Origin of the sequence: Kribbella sp. VKM Ac-2568 (assembly GCF_004345365.1) — a bacterium.
GTDB classification, from domain to species: domain Bacteria; phylum Actinomycetota; class Actinomycetes; order Propionibacteriales; family Kribbellaceae; genus Kribbella; species Kribbella orskensis.
The window spans coordinates 201,447-217,433 of sequence record NZ_SLVF01000007.1; the positions used below are offsets into that span (position 1 = coordinate 201,447).

16 protein-coding genes are annotated in these 15,987 nt (G+C 69.4%); 8 read left to right on the plus strand and 8 right to left on the minus strand.

Translation table 11 applies throughout. The features are described 5' to 3' along the window. From EV648_RS21770 to EV648_RS21785, 5 genes are all read left to right on the plus strand, one after another. Complete coding sequence (locus tag EV648_RS21770) at positions 1–2,169, plus strand: TIM-barrel domain-containing protein (protein ID WP_132294703.1); 2,169 nt, start codon at positions 1–3, stop codon at positions 2,167–2,169. A 205-nt stretch (positions 2,170–2,374) separates the two neighbouring features. Next, entirely contained in the window at positions 2,375–3,136 is a 762-nt protein-coding gene (locus EV648_RS43325) for a hypothetical protein (RefSeq protein ID WP_255512862.1), read from the plus strand. Then, positions 3,031–3,732, plus strand: coding sequence for a hypothetical protein (locus tag EV648_RS43330; RefSeq protein ID WP_199234747.1), 702 nt, complete (start codon positions 3,031–3,033; stop codon positions 3,730–3,732). Before EV648_RS43325 ends, EV648_RS43330 begins: the two co-directional genes overlap by 106 nt. A 97-nt stretch (positions 3,733–3,829) precedes the next feature. Continuing rightward, positions 3,830–4,240 (plus strand): helix-turn-helix transcriptional regulator, encoded by a 411-nt coding sequence (locus EV648_RS21780; RefSeq protein WP_132294706.1) that lies wholly within the window; start codon positions 3,830–3,832, stop codon positions 4,238–4,240. Continuing rightward, a complete protein-coding gene (locus tag EV648_RS21785) occupies positions 4,237–5,307 on the plus strand; it encodes a cation diffusion facilitator family transporter (RefSeq protein ID WP_241995455.1) in 1,071 nt (356 codons plus the stop codon). The genes EV648_RS21780 and EV648_RS21785 overlap by 4 nt, the downstream gene beginning before the upstream one ends. Here EV648_RS21785 and EV648_RS21790 read toward each other — a convergent pair. Continuing rightward, positions 5,261–5,785, minus strand: coding sequence for a GNAT family N-acetyltransferase (locus tag EV648_RS21790; protein ID WP_241995457.1), 525 nt, complete (start codon positions 5,783–5,785; stop codon positions 5,261–5,263). The two genes, EV648_RS21785 and EV648_RS21790, sit on opposite strands and share 47 nt — an antisense overlap. Positions 5,786–5,879: 94 nt before the next feature. Between EV648_RS21790 and EV648_RS21795 the strand changes: the two genes are divergently transcribed. After that, on the plus strand, positions 5,880–6,155 hold the full coding sequence (locus EV648_RS21795) for a DUF1905 domain-containing protein (protein ID WP_132294712.1): 276 nt from the start codon (positions 5,880–5,882) through the stop codon (positions 6,153–6,155). 47 nt (positions 6,156–6,202) lie between these two features. Here EV648_RS21795 and EV648_RS21800 read toward each other — a convergent pair whose 3' ends face one another. From EV648_RS21800 to EV648_RS44190, 4 genes are all read right to left on the minus strand, one after another. Next, a complete protein-coding gene (locus EV648_RS21800) occupies positions 6,203–6,844 on the minus strand; it encodes a response regulator transcription factor (RefSeq protein WP_199234748.1) in 642 nt (213 codons plus the stop codon). Further along, on the minus strand, positions 6,841–8,058 hold the full coding sequence (locus tag EV648_RS21805) for a sensor histidine kinase (protein WP_241995459.1): 1,218 nt from the start codon (positions 8,056–8,058) through the stop codon (positions 6,841–6,843). Before EV648_RS21805 ends, EV648_RS21800 begins: the two co-directional genes overlap by 4 nt. Positions 8,059–8,065: 7 nt before the next feature. Continuing rightward, entirely contained in the window at positions 8,066–8,554 is a 489-nt protein-coding gene (locus EV648_RS21810; RefSeq protein ID WP_132294718.1) for a DUF1453 family protein, read from the minus strand. Positions 8,555–8,649: 95 nt separating this feature from the next. After that, on the minus strand, positions 8,650–9,681 hold the full coding sequence (locus EV648_RS44190) for an SDR family NAD(P)-dependent oxidoreductase (protein ID WP_241995460.1): 1,032 nt from the start codon (positions 9,679–9,681) through the stop codon (positions 8,650–8,652). Between the two features lie 69 nt (positions 9,682–9,750). Here EV648_RS44190 and EV648_RS21825 point away from each other — a divergent pair, with 69 nt between their 5' ends. Beyond that, positions 9,751–10,323 carry a TetR/AcrR family transcriptional regulator gene (locus tag EV648_RS21825; protein WP_132294721.1) on the plus strand — a complete coding sequence of 191 codons (573 nt, stop codon included), beginning with the start codon at positions 9,751–9,753 and terminating at the stop codon, positions 10,321–10,323. Positions 10,324–10,478: 155 nt separating this feature from the next. On the opposite strand, the gene EV648_RS21830 is transcribed toward EV648_RS21825, so the two are convergent. Then, the gene (locus EV648_RS21830) at positions 10,479–11,039 is read right to left on the minus strand and encodes an ABATE domain-containing protein (RefSeq protein WP_158294044.1); all 561 of its coding nucleotides are present in this window, start codon (positions 11,037–11,039) and stop codon (positions 10,479–10,481) included. Positions 11,040–11,136: 97 nt separating this feature from the next. Here EV648_RS21830 and EV648_RS21835 point away from each other — a divergent pair, with 97 nt between their 5' ends. Next, positions 11,137–11,970: a S9 family peptidase gene (locus EV648_RS21835; RefSeq protein WP_132294727.1), complete on the plus strand. Its 834-nt coding sequence runs from the start codon at positions 11,137–11,139 to the stop codon at positions 11,968–11,970. Here EV648_RS21835 and EV648_RS21840 read toward each other — a convergent pair. After that, the gene (locus EV648_RS21840; protein ID WP_241995462.1) at positions 11,945–12,931 is read right to left on the minus strand and encodes an RNA polymerase subunit sigma-70; all 987 of its coding nucleotides are present in this window, start codon (positions 12,929–12,931) and stop codon (positions 11,945–11,947) included. The genes EV648_RS21835 and EV648_RS21840 overlap by 26 nt on opposite strands. 1,383 nt (positions 12,932–14,314) lie before the next feature. Further along, positions 14,315–15,913, minus strand: a complete 1,599-nt coding sequence (locus EV648_RS21845; RefSeq protein WP_132294730.1) for an ABC-F family ATP-binding cassette domain-containing protein — start codon at positions 15,911–15,913, stop codon at positions 14,315–14,317. Between the last annotated feature and the right edge of the window lie 74 nt (positions 15,914–15,987).

The window sequence follows — 15,987 nt, forward strand, 5'->3', positions numbered from 1 at the left end:
ATGATCACGCACCGCCCGTTCGGCATCGAACACCCGTACGCCGTCTCCCCGGACCAGCGCGTACCGGTACTGCCATTGGCCGGACAGCAGGTCCGACTCGGTGTCGTGGTGTCACCCGACGTCGAGCGCGTGGTCTGTGAATGGGGCGCGACCGAGTTGACGTTGACGCCGGCCAAGGCAGACACCGCCGATGCCGCCGCGCTCGCGGGCGGAGAAGGTCACCTCGCCGAAGCCCAGGCGACGTCCCTCGGCGCAGACGGTGGCTGGTCGGTCGTCACCCCGCCGGTGACCGAGCCCACCAAGTACCGCTTCCACGGCTACGGCACAACGGTCGAGACCACCGAGTGGTTCGAGGTGGCGCCCGCTGCCTGGGCTTCTGAGGGTGGCGAGCTGCGAGGTGGCGAGGGTCGCGTGGAGTGTGTCGAGTGGTTGGTGTCGGCTGCTGGAGTCCACCGGGCGAGGTTCAGCATGCTGTTGCGGCCGGATGAGCATCTGGTGGGGTTCGGGGAGCGGTATGACGCGCTCGACCAGCGGGGGCGATCACTCGATGCCGTGGTGTTCGAGCAGTACAAGTCCCAGGGCGTGCATGGGCGGACGTATCTGCCGATGCCCTTCGCTCATGTGGTGAGCGGATCGGGCGATGGCTGGGGATTCCACGTGCGGACGTCTCGGCGTACGTGGTACTCGTCGGATGACAGCAACCTCACCGTCGAGGTGGCCCTTGGCGACGAGTCTGTGGTCGACCTGGGCATCTACGAGGGGTCGGCGACCGCAGTACTGAAAGCGTTCCTGGACGAGGTCGGGCGGGCTGAGGAGCTGCCGTCGTGGGTCTTCCGGTTGTGGGCCTCGGGCAACGAGTGGAACACGCAGGATCTGGTGATGGCGCGGATGGACGCACACCGCGACCTGGCGATCCCGGTCGGCGCGGTGGTGATCGAGGCATGGAGCGACGAAGAAGGAATCACCATCTGGCGCGACGCGCGGTACGAGGTGAACGCCGACGGCGGCGCGCACCAGGCCGGGGACTTCGAGTACCGCGCTGACGGCGCGTGGCCCGATCCGAAGGCGATGATCGATGAGCTGCACGCGCGCGGGGTCAAGGTGATCCTGTGGCAGATCCCCTTGCAGAAAACGGAGTTCAGCACCGGCCAGGTGGCATCCGATGCCGAGGCGATGGTCCGGGACGGACACGCGGTGCTCGACGCGGACGGTACGGCGTACCACAACCGCGGCTGGTGGTTCCCGAAGGCGCTGATGCCGGACCTGTCCGTGCAACGGACCCGCGACTGGTGGACTGCGAAGCGGCGCTACCTCGTCGAGGAGCTGGATGTGGACGGATTCAAGACCGACGGCGGCGAGCACGCCTGGGGGCACGACCTCGTCTACGCCGACGGCAAACTCGGTGACGAGGGCAACAATCTGTTCCCGGTGCATTACGCCAGTACCTTCGGTGACCTGCTGCGGTCTGCCGGCAAGGCGCCGGTCACGTTCTCGCGATCGGGGTTCACCGGGTCGCAGGCGCACGGCATCTTCTGGGCCGGAGACGAGGACTCGACCTGGGAGGCGTTCCGCTCCTCGGTGACCGCCGGTCTGACCGCGGCCTCGTGCGGAATCGTCTACTGGGGCTGGGATCTGGCCGGCTTCTCCGGACCCGTCCCCGACGCCGAGCTCTACGTCCGCGCCGCGGCGGCGTCGGTCTTCATGCCGATCATGCAGTACCACTCGGAGTTCAACCACCACCAACTCCCGCTCCGCGACCGCACCCCCTGGCACGTGGCGGAGACCACCGGCGACGACCGCGTGATCCCCCTCTTCCGCTCCTTCGCCGGACTCCGCGAACGCCTCGTCCCCTACTTGACCACCCGGGCCGCGCAGACCATCACCACAGACCGCCCACTGATGCGCCCCCTCTTCTTCGACTACGCCGAGGACCCCGAGATCTGGAACCACCCCCACCAGTACCTCCTCGGCGACGCCCTCCTCGTCAACCCGGTCCTGGAACCCGGCGCCACCATCTGGACGACGTACCTCCCGGAAGGCGACTGGATCGACGTCTGGACTGGCGAGCAAGTCCCGCACGGCCTGACCACGCGCGACGTCCCCCTGGAGATCGTCCCCGTCTACTGCCGAACCACCGCCTGGCCGGAGGTCGCGGGCTACTTCGCCTGATCCAGTCGCTCGAGGGCAGGCTTCACCGCGGAGAGCAGGAACGCCTCCTTGGAGTCGAGGAGCTCGGTCGATCTCATGAGCGCTCCGGCCTCCGGGTCTGGGAAGCGACGGCCACTAGGTGTCTGGCGACAGGCGTGCCCGCGAGTCCGAAGACCTGCCACTGCCCACGTGCGCCCGGCGCGCGTGGTGATCTCTGAAGAAGGCCATCGAGGGCTACTGGAAGGGCACCGTCAGCGCGGATGCCCTCCGGCAGACCGCCGCCGAACTCCGCCGAGCCAATTGGCAGCAGCTCGCCGCCGACGGCATCGACGAGGTCCCGACCAGTGACTTCTCGTACTACGACCACGTGCTCGACACGACCGTCATGCTCGGCGCGATCCCCGACCGGTACCGCGCTGCCGTTGAGGCGGACCCGCTGGACGGCTACTTCGCGATGGCGCGCGGGACGCAGGAACTCGCGCCGCTGGAGATGACGAAGTGGTTCGACACGAACTACCACTACCTCATCCCCGAGCTCGGCCCGGACACCGTCTTCACGGCCGACTTGACCAAGCAGGTCGCCGAGCTGCAGGAGGCGGTCGCGCTGGGTCTCAAGGCCCGGCCGGTTCTCGTGGGCCCGGTCACCTACCTGCTGCTCGCGAAACGCGCATCCGGTGTTCCCGACAGCTTCGAACAGCTGTGTCTCCTCGACAAACTCCTTACGACGTACGGAGAAATCCTGGCGGACCTGCGCGCGGCCGGGGCCGAGTGGGTGCAGCTGGATGAGCCCGCGCTCGTCCAGGACCGTACTGCCGACGAACTGGACGCCGCCGCCCGCGCGTACGCAGTGCTGGGTGGGCTCACGGATCGCCCGAGCTCCTGGTGGCGTCGTACTTCGATCGCCTCGGCGAGGCGCTGCCCGTGCTCGCGAAGGCGCCTGTCGAAGGTCTGGCGCTCGACTTCACCGGGCCCGCCGCGGCCAACCTAGACGCGCTCGCGTCGGTCGCCGGGCTCCGCCACAAGCGGCTGGTCGCGGGCGTCGTCAACGGCCGCAACATCTGGATCAACGACCTTTCCAGGTCGCTGTCCACTCTCGCCACGCTGATGGGGATCGCCGGGCAGGTGGACGTGAGCTCGTCCTGCTCGCTGCTCCACGTCCCGCTGGATGTCGCGGCGGAGAAGGACATCGACCCGGAGGTCCTTGCCTGGCTCGCGTTCGCCCGGCAGAAGACGGCCGAGATCGTCACGCTCACCCGCGGAATCACCGAGGGTACGGAGGCGATCGAGGCCGAGCTCACCGCCAATCGCGCGGCGCTAGAGGCACGAGCCGGTTCGGCGCTGACGAACCGCCGCGATGTGCGCGCACGCGTCGCCGCCGTGACCGAGGACATCCACTCACCCCGCGTGCCCGGCACGCCCGAGATCGTCTCCTTGCTCCGGAAGGGCCTGGCCGCGATCCCGGCCGAACGCCTCTGGGTCAACCCCGACTGCGGCCTGAAGACCCGCGGCTGGCCAGAGGTCCGCGACTCCCTGCAGCACCTGGTCGACGCGGCCCACGAGGTACGGAACGACCTTCCGTCCTGACCTCCTGACCGACCGGGACCAGTCTTTGTCGGAAGGCTGGTCCCGGTCCTCACCGCGGGGACTCGCGTGGGGCGGGCGGATCGGATACCGTCGACGTATGAAGAGTTCTGCAGATGTGCAAGCTCCAGCCCCGATCGACGCCTGCAACGTGCGGCTGGTCGATCCGGAGCAGGTGGCGGCCGTCCATGCCAGGATGCCTTCGGAGCAGGATGTCGTCGACACGTCCGATGTGTTCGGGCTGCTCGGCGACCCGCGGCGGCTGAAGTTGCTGGTCGCGCTCCTGGACGGCGAACTGTGCGTCTGCGATCTCGCCGCGGTGACGGGGATGAGCGAGTCCGCGACCTCCCACGCGCTGCGGTTGCTGCGTGCCCACCGCGTGGTCTCGGTCCGCCGGGACGGGCGGATGGCCTACTACCGGCTCGACGACGCGCACGTCCGGATGCTGGTCGACCTCGCGGTCGCCCACACCGAGCACACCGACGCGATCCACCCGGAGCGCAGTTCATGACCGCCGGCCAGGACCACCGCCACACCTCGAGCGCCAGCCAGAGTGCCACCCCGAGCCCCGGCCACGGCGCCACCACAAGCGCCGGTCACGGCCATGGGCACGGGCACGGCGTCAAGGCTGATGCCGACCGGAAGTTGCTGAGTGGCGCGCTCGCGCTGATCCTCGCCTTCATGGCGGCCGAGGTGATCGTCGGGTTTGCGGCCGGGTCGCTGGCGCTGATCACGGACGCGGCGCACATGCTCACCGACGCCGCCGCGATCGCCCTCGCGCTGATCGCGATCCGGCTGTCCGCACGGCCCCCGGCCGGCGGGTTCACCTACGGGCTCAAGCGGGTCGAGATCCTGTCCGCGCAGGCCAACGGGATCACCTTGCTGCTGCTGGCGGCGTTCTTCGTGTACGAGGCGATCAACCGGATGATCCACCCGCCCGAGGTGGAAGGCGCGCTGGTGCTGATCACCGGTGTCGTCGGCATCGTGGTGAATCTGATCGCGGCCTGGCTGATCAGCAAGGCGAACCGCTCGAGCCTGAACGTCGAGGGCGCCTTCCAGCACATCCTGAACGACCTGTTCGCCTTCGTCGCGACCGCGATCGCCGGTCTGGTCGTGCTGCTCACCGGCTTCGCCCAGGCCGACTCGATCGCCGCGCTGATCGTCGCCGCGCTGATGCTCAAGGCGGGGATCGGCCTGGTCCGCGACTCCGGCCGGATCTTCCTCGAGGCAGCACCCGCGGGCCTCGATCCGGCCGCGGTCGGCGCCGAGCTGTGCGCGGTACCGGGGGTGGTCGAGGTGCACGACCTGCACGTCTGGGAGATCACCTCGGGCGAGCCGGCGGCGTCGGCGCACATCCTGGTCCGCGAGGGCCTGGACTGTCACCAGATCCGCGGTCAGATCGAGGCGCTACTCGCCGAGCGGCACCAGCTGACGCACTCGACGCTCCAGGTCGACCATGCCTCCGGCGACGAGTGGGACGTGCACTGCAGCGACGCGCACGGCGTGGTCCATCGACCCGCCACCGGCACGATCACAGCCGCTGGAACAGAATCTGACCAGGCCATTCCGAGTCTTTGACCGGTACTGCGAACTGCTCGGCGCGGGTGAACCCCTGCTTCTCGTAGTACCGGACCAGGGCGCCGTCGCCACCGGCGAAGCAGTCCACCCGGAGCAGGTCCACGCCGAGCCCACGCGCCAGTGAGCGGGCGTGCTCCAGCAAGTCGGTACCGATGCCGGTCCCGCTGGAGGCGCGGTCCGTCACCAGCAGGCGGACGTACAACTCCGGCTGGGTCGCGGGCGGCACGTACGGCATCGCCGCGCCCACCGCGAGCGCGCCGACGACGCGTCCGTCCGTGGTTTCCGCGACCCACAAACCCTCGTCATCGACGAAGCCGTTGATCTGCTCGATCCGTCGCGGATTGGTCGAGTGCGGCTCGGTCCCCCACTGGTCGGTCCGCCCTCGCGCCACCAGCCATTCGGTCGCGCCGTCAAGGAGCCTGAGCACCGCGTCCACGTCCGCCCGGGCGCCCCGTCGTACCGTCAAGGAAGAAGTCACCGGCCCATCCTTCCACTCGTTGTCGAAAGCGGGCCGGTGGCTTCCACGTACTGGGTGAAGGCACACTGAAACCCGGTCAGGAAGAGGAACCACCATGAGCACCAAGCTGGACAAGCAGTTCACGGCGCCGCTGCTGCAGAGCCCGGCCAAGGGTGGCTGGACCTACGTCAAGATGCCCGGCTCGGCCGAGTATTTCGGAACCCGCGGGCTGGTGAAGGTCCGCGGCACGATGGACGGCCACCCGTTCGAGAGCTCGTTCATGGCCCTCGGCGACGGCACCCACAAGCTGCCGGTGAAAGGCGAGCTCCGCAAGCTGATCGGCAAGTCGCCCGGCGAGGAGATCACCGTCCACCTGGAGGAGCGGCTTTAGCTCAGCCACGTTGTGGCGGCACTAGCCGGGCCGTCAGGTGGGGCGGCTTAGCCGAGGCCGAGGCGGTAGGCGTAGGCGACGGCCTGCGCGCGGTCCCGCAGGCCCGCCTTGGCGAACAGGTGGTTGATGTGGGTCTTGACCGTGGCCTCGCTGACCACCAGGTGCCGCGCGATCTCGGTGTTCGACAACCCGGCCGCGATCAACCGCAGTACCTCGGTCTCGCGCGGCGTCAGCCCGTCCGCCGCCGCATCCCGCGGAGTCGGTACGGCGGTGCTCGCCTCGACCAGGCGGCGCTGGACGTCACCATCCACGATCGACTGGCCGGCAGCGGCCGCCTGCAGAGCCCGCCCGATCGACTCCGCGTCGGCGTCCTTCGTCAGAAACCCGCGCGCTCCGGCGCGCAGCGCGGCCAGCACGGAGTCGTCGTCGCTGTACGTCGTCAGCACGACGACCTCAGTGCCCGGGTACTCCGCGCGCACCCGCCTGGTCGCCTCCACCCCGTCGCAGCGGGGCATCCGCAGATCGACGAGCAGCACATCCGGTTTGTGCGCGGCGACCAGCTCCACCGCTTCCTGCCCGTCCGAAGCCGCGGCGACCACGTCGATCCCCGGCAGCAGCCGCAGCAGCGTCACCAGGCCGTCGCGGACCACTGTCTGGTCGTCCGCGACCACCACCCGCAGATCGCTCACGCCGGCACCACCAACCGAACTCGCCACCCGTCCTCCGTCGGACCGACCTCCAGGCTGCCACCGATCAACTCGGCACGCTCCCGCATCCCGACCAAACCGTAGCCGCCCCCGACCACACGCGCCGGAGGCCTGCCGGGATGGTCCTCCACCGTCAGCGCAGTCCGCCCGCTCTCAGATGCCAGCCGTACTTCGACCGCAGCGCCCGGCGCGTGCTTGCGGGTGTTCGTCAGCGCCTCCTGCAACCCCCGGTACAACGCGATCATCGCCTCGGCCGGCAACTCCCGCGGCTCTCCTTCTACCTCGAAGGTCGCCGCGCCACCGCACTCCAGCCTGAATGCCGTGACGAGATCGGACAGCGCCCGGACGTCGGGGACGGCGTCCTCGCGCAACGTCGCCACCGCACGCCTTGCCTCGGCCAGCCCCTCCGCCGCCAGCCCCTGCGCCCGGGTGACCTGGCCGATCGCCTCCTCCGATGCGCCATCGCGGACCAGCATCAACCGCGCACCCTGCAGGCTGAGGGACAACCCGGCCAGCGAGTGAGCCAGTACGTCGTGCACGTCCCGCGCGATCCGGGCACGTTCCGCCAGAGCGGCCGCGCGGCTGTGCTCCTCGATCGCGGCCTGCTTGCGGGCAAGGGATACCTGGAGGTCGTCGAGCTGCTGTTCCCGGACCCGGCGGTTGATGGAGGCGAGGAGCAGCGCGACGGCGCCTACCGCAGTACCGACGGCTCCGCCAGGAGAGCCGTGGTTGAGCAGGATCGGCAGGCTGGCACCGACGATCCCGAGCAGTACGACGATGATCTCGACCGGGCCGGGCATGCGGTAGCGGACGGCTGTCCGGACCGCCCAGAACGGGAGGACCACCAGGACGCTGTCGGGTAAGGCGAACCAGAGCAGCGACCCGGCGATCACGAACGCCAGCAGGCCGATCGCGCGGCGCCGGCCGAGTGGTTCGCCGTACCGCAGAGGGAGCATCGCCAGGTTGCCCAGCACAACAATTGCTGCGAGCAACAAGATGACCGGGAACGGCAGTTGGCGGCGCTCCGGCGAACCGGCTGTGCGGATCAGCGTCGCGATCACCAGGCCGGTCGGCACCAGCCGGAGCACGGTTCCCGGAACGGGCGAGTTCCAGAACGCCACCAGCCGGTGCCACGTCTGCTGCAGCCAGCCCTCTCGCACGGTTCGCTCAAGGTCTGGATGCGGCAGCTCCGTCATACCGTCATCATGCCCGCTCGGCTGCCAGCGGGATGTTCAGGCGCTGCGCTCGCAGGTAGACCGCCACGTTCTGGGCCGCGATGGTGAGGCCGAAGGTCAGAAGCAGGGCGGTGCTGGTGAGCGAGCCGTTCAGGCCCATCGCGGAACCGAGGAGGCCCGCGCCGACGCGGATGGCGATGGTCAGCAGCCAGAGCGCGAGGGTGAGGCCGGTGCCCTTCTGGTACAGGCCTCCCTCCCGCTGCGACAAGTGGGTGCTGGCACCGCGGGCGAAGCCGATCAGCACGAGCACGACCACGTCGAAGACGAAGAACGCGAGTTCGCCGGGCGTCGCCGCACTGAACGCGTCCCGCGCGGTCAGCAGGCCGACGGCGACCAGGATCAGCGGCATCACCACCAGCGACTTCTGGGTCACCATCGAGCCGCGCACCTGGCGGCCGATCACCCGGACCACGACGAGAGCCCCGATCAGGATGCCCAGCAGGAGGTTGACCGACATCACAGTTCCTTTCCGGCGAGTTTGGCGATTCCAGACTCGCCGGAACCACCGCACCGGACGTCGGCCCTCGGGTTGGACCCGGATGGATCCCGCTCTCAACCCACGGGTTGAGATGCGTCCGGCCAGACGAACGCCGGGTCACGTTCGTAGTCGTCTCGCCGCCAGCCGAGGGCCATCCGGACCATCTCGTGGGCGCCCGCGCCGATCACCTTGCGCAGCGGCGGTTCCGGCTCGTCGAGCAACGCCAGCAACGCCTCCGCCGCCACCCGCGGCTCCTCATCCACCGCCATCTCCTCCGCAGCCACTTCGCCCGCAGCGCCCTCCGCCGCGGCCGCTTCGTCTCCGGTACCCTCCGCCGCGGCCCCTTCGTCCGCAGCGCCTTCCGTCGCGGCCCCTTCACCCGCAGCACCCTCCGCCGCGGCCCCTCCGCCCGCGGCACCCTCCGCCGCGGCTTGGTCGGCGGCGGCCTGGATCATTTCCGGGGTGGGGTAACCGGGCATGCCGAGGATGGCTGTGCGGGTTCCGTCGTACGCAAGGTCGGCGGTGGTGAAGCGCATGCTCGAGCCGGCCCAGTCGGTGGCGAAGCCGCCGAGTTGCAGCAGGTGGACGCCGATGCCGAGCGGCTTGACCTCCTCGGCAAGTCCGGCGCTCAGCCCTTCCAGCGCCCACTTGGTCGCGTTGTAGGCGCCGAACAACGGCAGATGCCCGACCGCGCCGACGCTGGAGACCTGCACGATCCGGCCCGATCCACGTGCCCGCAGATGCGGCAGCACCGCCTGCGTCACCCAGACCGCGCCGAACAGGTTGACGTCGAACTGCGCCCGGATCTCCTCCTCGGACAACTCCTCGACCGCCCCGACCAGACCGTATCCGGCGTTGTTGACGACCACGTCCGGCGTACCGACCGTCGCCGCCACTTCATCGACGACCCGGAAAACGTCGTCCCGTACTGCGACGTCGAGCCGGCGCGGGATCAGCCGGTCGCCGTACTCCTTGGCGAGGTCGTCCAGCACCCCGTCGCGGCGGATCGTCGCGACCACCCGGTCGCCGTGCTCCAGCGCGACCTCGGTGAAGGCGCGGCCGAGTCCACGCCCTGCGCCGGTGACGAACCACAGGCGTTGCGTCATGTGCGGCCCCTTACTAATCGAGCGAGCGAGTTCTTGTGTTCTTACGAGACGAACCGTATCGTCTCGTCTGTGAAGAGTCCAGACAGCAAGCGCCGCAGCGACCGGGCGCAGACCGCGATCCTCGACGCGGCTACCGCGGCGGTGGCGGAGCTCGGCTACGGCAAGACCACGATCGAGGGCATCGCCGCGCGGGCCGGAGTCGGCAAGCAGACGATCTACCGCTGGTGGCCGTCGAAGGGCGCCGTGATCCTGGACGCACTGCTGGCCGAGCAGGCCGAGGTCGAACTGCCCGACACCGGTGACTTCACCGCCGATCTACGGAAGGTGCTCCGGGCAACAGTCGACGAGTTCGCCGACGCGAACACCTCGGCCACCCTGCGGGCGCTGATGATCGACATGCAGCACGAGCCGGCTCTGAGCGAGAGCGTGCTGGAGCGGATGCTCGGTCCTCAACTGGCGGCGACCAAGCGACGACTGGAGTCAGCCCAGCAGGCCGGCCAACTCTCGGCCGACCTCGACCTCGACGTGGCCGTGGAGATCATCTTCGGCCCGATCTACCACCGCTGGCTGCTGCAGACGAACCCGCTCGACCAGGCCTACGCCGACTCCCTCACCAACCTCGCCGTCCGCGCCCTCAGCTAACCGGACAAGCGCCACTAGTCGAACGAGCACCGCTAGCCGGAGCGCCGCTAGCCGGGGCTTGCGCCGCTAGTCGAACGAGCACCGCTAGCCGGAGCGCCGCTAGCCGGAGCTTGCGCCGCTAGTCAAACGAGCACCGCTAGCCGGGGCTTGCGCCGCTAGTCGGCCTTGCGGCGGCGATAGGCGGCGGAGGCCATGCGGTCGTTGCAGAGTTCGCAGCAGTAGCGCTGCCGGTTCGCCTTGCTCCGGTCGACGTACACGCACCGGCAGGGATCGCCCGCGCACGTCCGCAACCGGTCCCCCGCGCCCTCGGCGATCGCCCGCGCGAGCGCGTCGGCCGACGCCACGGCCAGCCGGGCCACTGGATCGGAACCACCCGTCGCCGCCAGCCGAGGCGCCGAAGTCCCCAACGCCGCCGAAGTCGATCGCCTCTCCACCAGCCGCGGCGTAGCGCCGTACGAGTCGAAGAGCCGATTCAGTACGCCGATCTGCGCGTCCATGGAGTCCGCGGCGAAGACCTCGTAGAGCTGGTTCCGTACAGCGCGCACGCGCTCGAGGTCATCGTCGGCCAGGCCGGGCGGCGGGAGTTCCGAGCGATCGGCCAGGCGGGCGACTAGCGGCATGCTCAACCGATCGGGCGGATCCTCGAGCAGGTCGTAGGTGTTGCAGAAGTCCAGCACGAAGCCCAGCAAGGGATCAGCCGTCGGCACTCTGCTCACGCCGCACATCCTCCCCCGGCCTTGACCGTGCACCCAGCCCGCTCTACCGTCATCAGTTATCAACAGACTTTAGCAACTGATGATCAAAGGGGTGGGGATGAAGCGATTCCTGGTGGCGACCGTGGTGGGTGCCCTGATACTGGGCGTCACCGCGGCGGGTGCATCGAACGCGGGGCAGCTCGACCGGCCGAGGCAGCCGAACCCGATGGTGGTGACGGACATCCAGATCCCGGTGAAGGGGCAGGCACCGGTCACGGCGTACCTGGTCCGGCCCGCGCACGTGGACCGCTCGGAGAAACTGGCGGGTGCGCTCTACCTGCACTGGTTCGCGCCGCCGAACTCGACGCAGAACCGGACCGAGTTCCTGGCCGAGGCGATCGCACTCGCCGGGCGAGGCGCGGTCGCGATCCTGCCTCAGCTGACGTTCCCCTGGGAGGGTGACCCGATCGGCGACAATTCGGACCGCGCCAAGGTGACGAACCAGCTCGCCGCGGTCGAAGCGGCGTACCAGGCCCTGCTCCGGCAGGACGGGGTTGATCCGCGCCGGACCGCGGTGATCGGGCACGACTACGGCGCGATGTACGGATCCATGCTGAAGAGCCGGGCACACGCGCTGGTCTTCATGGCGGGTGACGCGACCTGGGCCAACTGGTTCGACAAGTACTGGCTGGGGCTGCCCGCGGACCAGGCCGTTGCCTACCGCAAGGTTTTCACCGGCCTCGACCCGATCGACACGGTCGGCCGTGTCAAGCGGGTCTACTTCCAGTGGGCCGGCCGCGACATCTTCGTCTCGCCGGAGATCCGGGCTGCCTTCAGCACCGCCAACCCGAAGGCGACCGTCAGCCTCTACGAGACCGCCGAACACTTCTTCAACCAGCAAGCCAAGGACGACAGGCTCGCCTGGCTCACCGACCAGCTGGACCTGCGCTAGTCGGACCGGGGCTAGCGATCGCAGGGAAGCCGAAGACGGGGAACAAGCCCGGGTCACCGAACACGGTGATCCGGGCGATCCCGTCCTCCGCCACCTCCAGCACCGCGATCCCGAAGGCCTCGTAAACCCCTGCTCCGGTACGCCGGTACGCCGCCGCCGCGGGTTGTCCATTGGCCTTGGCTGCGAGCATCCGCCAGTCGCCGGGTGAGCCCAGCGCGGAGGCGGCGAAGAACGGCATACAGGTCCGGAGTCCCTTGAACCAGGTGCGTGCCGGGGTCATCTCGAGCACGGTGTCGCGACGCAGGACCTTCTCCAGCTCCGCCGGGTCGGAGTGCTCGAAGGCGGCGAGGTAGGCGTCGAGGAGCTCGGTCGCGCGAGCGTCGGTGGGCTCGGTGATCGTCTCGCGGTCGGCCTCCAGCTCGGCCAAGGTGGCCCGGGCTCGCTGCAGGCTGCTCTTCACCGCGGGCACGCTCAGCTCGAGCATCTCCGCCACCTCGGCCGCGGAGAACGCGAGCACCTCCCGCAGTACCAGCACCGCGCGCTGCTGCGGCGGAAGATGTTGCAGGCTGACGATCAGCGCCAGCCGAAGGTTGTTGCGCTCGGCCACGATCTCCGCCGGATCGACCATCGCGTCGGGAATCGGCTGGACCCACTTCGTCCCCGACGCCGCGAGCTCGACCGGCGCGTGAGGATCATCCCCGGGCGCGCCAAGCCCGGACGGCACGTACCGCCGGTCGCGGTGCTGCAGAGCGCTGAGGCACGCGTTGGTGGCGATCCGATAGAGCCACGTCCGCACGGATGCCCGCCCCTCGAACTTCCGCCACGCCCGCCAGGCCCGCAGATAGACCTCCTGCACGAGATCCTCGGCGTCATCGACCGACCCGACCATCCGGTAGCAGTGAGCCACCAACTCCCGCCGGAACGACTCGGTCGCCCCGACAAACTCCTCCGAAACCGCCACCTGCACCAGTCTGCCTCCCTTTCTCCAGAACCCTCCGTCGATAGACAGACCAGAGCCAGGCGCGAAAGGAATCGCTCCCGCGAGGCAGGCGGAGGTAGACACCGCCGAAACAAGTGAGGGTTCTGCCTCGGTACAGGCGGACGTCGTCCCACCAGGACAGGCGGAGGTGCTGCCATCGGTATTAGCGCGGGTGGTTGCGTCCCCGGGCTGCGTGATGGTGCTAGTCGGGGTGGTGTGCGTCAAGAGCGCTTCGCGTCCCTTCGGGATCGGAACAAGTTCCGACTCTGGACCCACACCACCCCGACCAGGGAAGGAACGCAGCTATCCCGGAGCCGCTCAGAGGTGTGGCGACAAGGCCCAGGGAGTTCCTTCGCCCAAACGTCGGGGAGCTGCCTCGCTTGGAAGCTCGGGGAGCTGCATCGCCGGGTAGTTCGGGGTGTTCCTTTGCCCGGAGGGGAAGCGGGGCCTCCCGAAACCGGCACCTTGTGCACCACCCTGAGCCGATCCCGGCGACCCGGACACTCAACGCGTGCACAAAGTGCGGGCTCGGACACCAAGTCGCGACCCCGGACACGACATGACCTGTCCCAGGGCCCCACACCGTGTCCGAGGTCCCCCCAACCGCACCGCCACCGGCGGTCACACCCCCAAAAAGGTGTCCGCGGTCCCCACAACTGCACGGCACCTGTGCCGCCGGCGGACCCGGGCCGGCGATCGGCCTCCCGATGACGGGTTGTCCGGCCGCTGGCGCCTAACAAGCCGCCAGTGGTCGAACGACCTGCCAGTGGTCGAACAACCCGCCAGCACCAGCCCCCGAATCGGGCACAACCACCACCCACCGGGACGAAAACCCATCCCCGGGGCCGCTGGCGTACCGACGGACCGGAAGTAGTCGCTACACATACCACCCCGACGCGCCACCCACACCTGGAACCTCCGCGACCACCCCAGTACTACCTGTCGGTCCGTACACCCACCCCCGAAAGCACCACCCCGGACCGGCTCAGACCCCTCCGCGGGATCCGCGTAGCTGCGTCCTTCCCTGGTCGGGATGGGGTGGGTCAAGAGTCGAAACTTGTTTCGATCCCGAAGGGACGCGGAGCGCTCTTGACGCACACCAGCACGACTAGCACCATCACGCAGCGGAGACCGCGTACCACCTCGGCCTATGCCAGACGAGACACCCGCACGCATGCCGGGGAACCCCGCACCCATGCCGGGGAACCCCGCACTCTCGCCCGGGGAACCACCCGCACTCACGCCGGGACGAGCACCCCACCCCATGTACCGACGTACTGGCCGAAACCGTGAACACACGTACCCACCGAGCCACGGACCGGCGTACTCGCGGAGTGGCGGGTACGGCGGTCCGTGGGTAGGGGGTTAGGCCAGGGAGACCAGGTCTAGGTAGTCGTCGGTCCAGAGGTCTTCCGTGGCGTCGGGGAGGATGAGGACGCGGTCGGGGCGGAGGGCTTCGATGGCGCCTTCGTCGTGGGTGACCATGACGATCGCGCCGGGGTAGTTGCCGACTGCGCCGAGTACCTCGTCGCGGGAGGCCGGGTCGAGGTTGTTGGTCGGCTCGTCCAGCAGGAGCACGTTCGCGCCCGAGTGGACCAGGCCGGCCAGGGCCAGCCGGGTCTTCTCGCCACCCGAGAGCACCCGGGCGGGCTTGTCCGCGTCGTCGCCGCTGAACAGGAAGGACCCGAGCACGTTCCGGACCTCCCCGTCGGTCAGCCCGGGAGCCACGGACGCCAGGTTCTGCCGGACCGTGCCGGCCAGGTCGAGCGTGTCGTGCTCCTGAGCGAAGTACCCGAGCCGCAGCCCGTGCCCGTGGACCACCCGGCCGGAGTCGGGTTGTTCCCGGCCGGCCAGGATCCGCAGCAGCGTGGTCTTGCCCGCGCCGTTGAGCCCGAGGATCACCAGCCGGCTCCCTCGGTCAACGGCGAGGTCGACGCCGTTGAGCACCTGGAGTCCGCCGTACGCTTTGGTCAGGCTGATCGCGCCCAGCGGGGTCCGTCCGGACGGCGCTGGGTCGGGCAGCCTGATCCGGGCCACCCGCGTCACCCGGCGTACCGGCTCCAGGTCGGACAGCAGCTTGTCCGCGCGACGAGCCATGTTCCGGGCGGCCACGGCTGTGGTCGCTCCCGCGCGCATCTTGTCCGCCTGGGCGTGCAGCACCGCCGCCTTCCGCTCAGCCGTACTGCGTTCGCGGGCGCGGCGGCGCTCGTCGGTCTCCACCTGGTCGAGGTACTTCTTCCAGCCGGTGTTGTGGATGTCGATCGTGGTGCGCTGCGGGTCCAGGTGGAATACCCGGTTGACCGTGGCGGCGAGCAGGTCGCGGTCGTGGCTGATCACGACCAGGCCGCCCTGGTAGCCGAGCAGGAACGACCGCAGCCACAGCACGGAGTCGGCGTCCAGGTGGTTGGTCGGCTCGTCGAGCAGCAGGGTGTCGTGCTCGGCGAACAGGATGCGGGCCAGCTCGACCCGACGACGCTGGCCGCCCGAGAGCTCCCCGACGGGTTGCTCGAGCGCACGGTTCGGCAGACCGACGCCGGCCGCCAGCCGGGCCGCCTCGGCCTCGGCCGCGTAGCCACCACCGGCCTGGAACTGCGCCTCGGCACGGGCATACGCAGCCATCGCGCGATCCTGGGCCTCGCCGACGGCGTGGCTCATTGCCGCCTCGGCCTTGCGGAGCCGCTGTACTGCGACGTCGAGGCCGCGGGCGGACAGGATCCGGGCGGTGACCGTGATGTCGGGGTCGGCGGCGCGCGGGTCCTGCGGCAGGTAGCCGATGGAACCGGTCGCGCTGACGGAGCCGACCGCAGGGCGCTCCTCGCCGGCCAGGGTCTTCAGCAGGGTGGTCTTGCCCGCGCCGTTCCGGCCGACGAGACCGATGCGGTCGCCGGGGCTGATGTGGAAGGACAGGTCGGACAACAACAGGTGGGCGCCGACGCGGATGTCGACACCGCGGACGGTGATCATGTTGGTTACTCTCCGTGGTAGCTGGTGGACGCACTTCTGGTGTGGAAGCGGGTCGCGCAGCTAGACACAGAGGC

Excerpts from the sequence above, each read along its gene's own strand:
- EV648_RS21770 (WP_132294703.1), top strand. The coding sequence starts at position 1 with ATGATCACGCACCGCCCGTTCGGCATCGAACACCCGTACGCCGTCTCC.
- EV648_RS21780 (WP_132294706.1), top strand. The coding sequence starts at position 3,830 with ATGAAGAGTTCTGCAGATGTGCAAGCTCCAGCCCCGATCGACGCCTGC.
- EV648_RS21785 (WP_241995455.1), top strand. The coding sequence starts at position 4,237 with ATGACCGCCGGCCAGGACCACCGCCACACCTCGAGCGCCAGCCAGAGT.
- EV648_RS21795 (WP_132294712.1), top strand. The coding sequence starts at position 5,880 with ATGAGCACCAAGCTGGACAAGCAGTTCACGGCGCCGCTGCTGCAGAGC.
- EV648_RS21805 (WP_241995459.1), bottom strand. The coding sequence starts at position 8,058 with ATGACGGAGCTGCCGCATCCAGACCTTGAGCGAACCGTGCGAGAGGGC.
- EV648_RS21810 (WP_132294718.1), bottom strand. The coding sequence starts at position 8,554 with ATGTCGGTCAACCTCCTGCTGGGCATCCTGATCGGGGCTCTCGTCGTG.
- EV648_RS44190 (WP_241995460.1), bottom strand. The coding sequence starts at position 9,681 with ATGACGCAACGCCTGTGGTTCGTCACCGGCGCAGGGCGTGGACTCGGC.
- EV648_RS21835 (WP_132294727.1), top strand. The coding sequence starts at position 11,137 with ATGAAGCGATTCCTGGTGGCGACCGTGGTGGGTGCCCTGATACTGGGC.
- EV648_RS21845 (WP_132294730.1), bottom strand. The coding sequence starts at position 15,913 with ATGATCACCGTCCGCGGTGTCGACATCCGCGTCGGCGCCCACCTGTTG.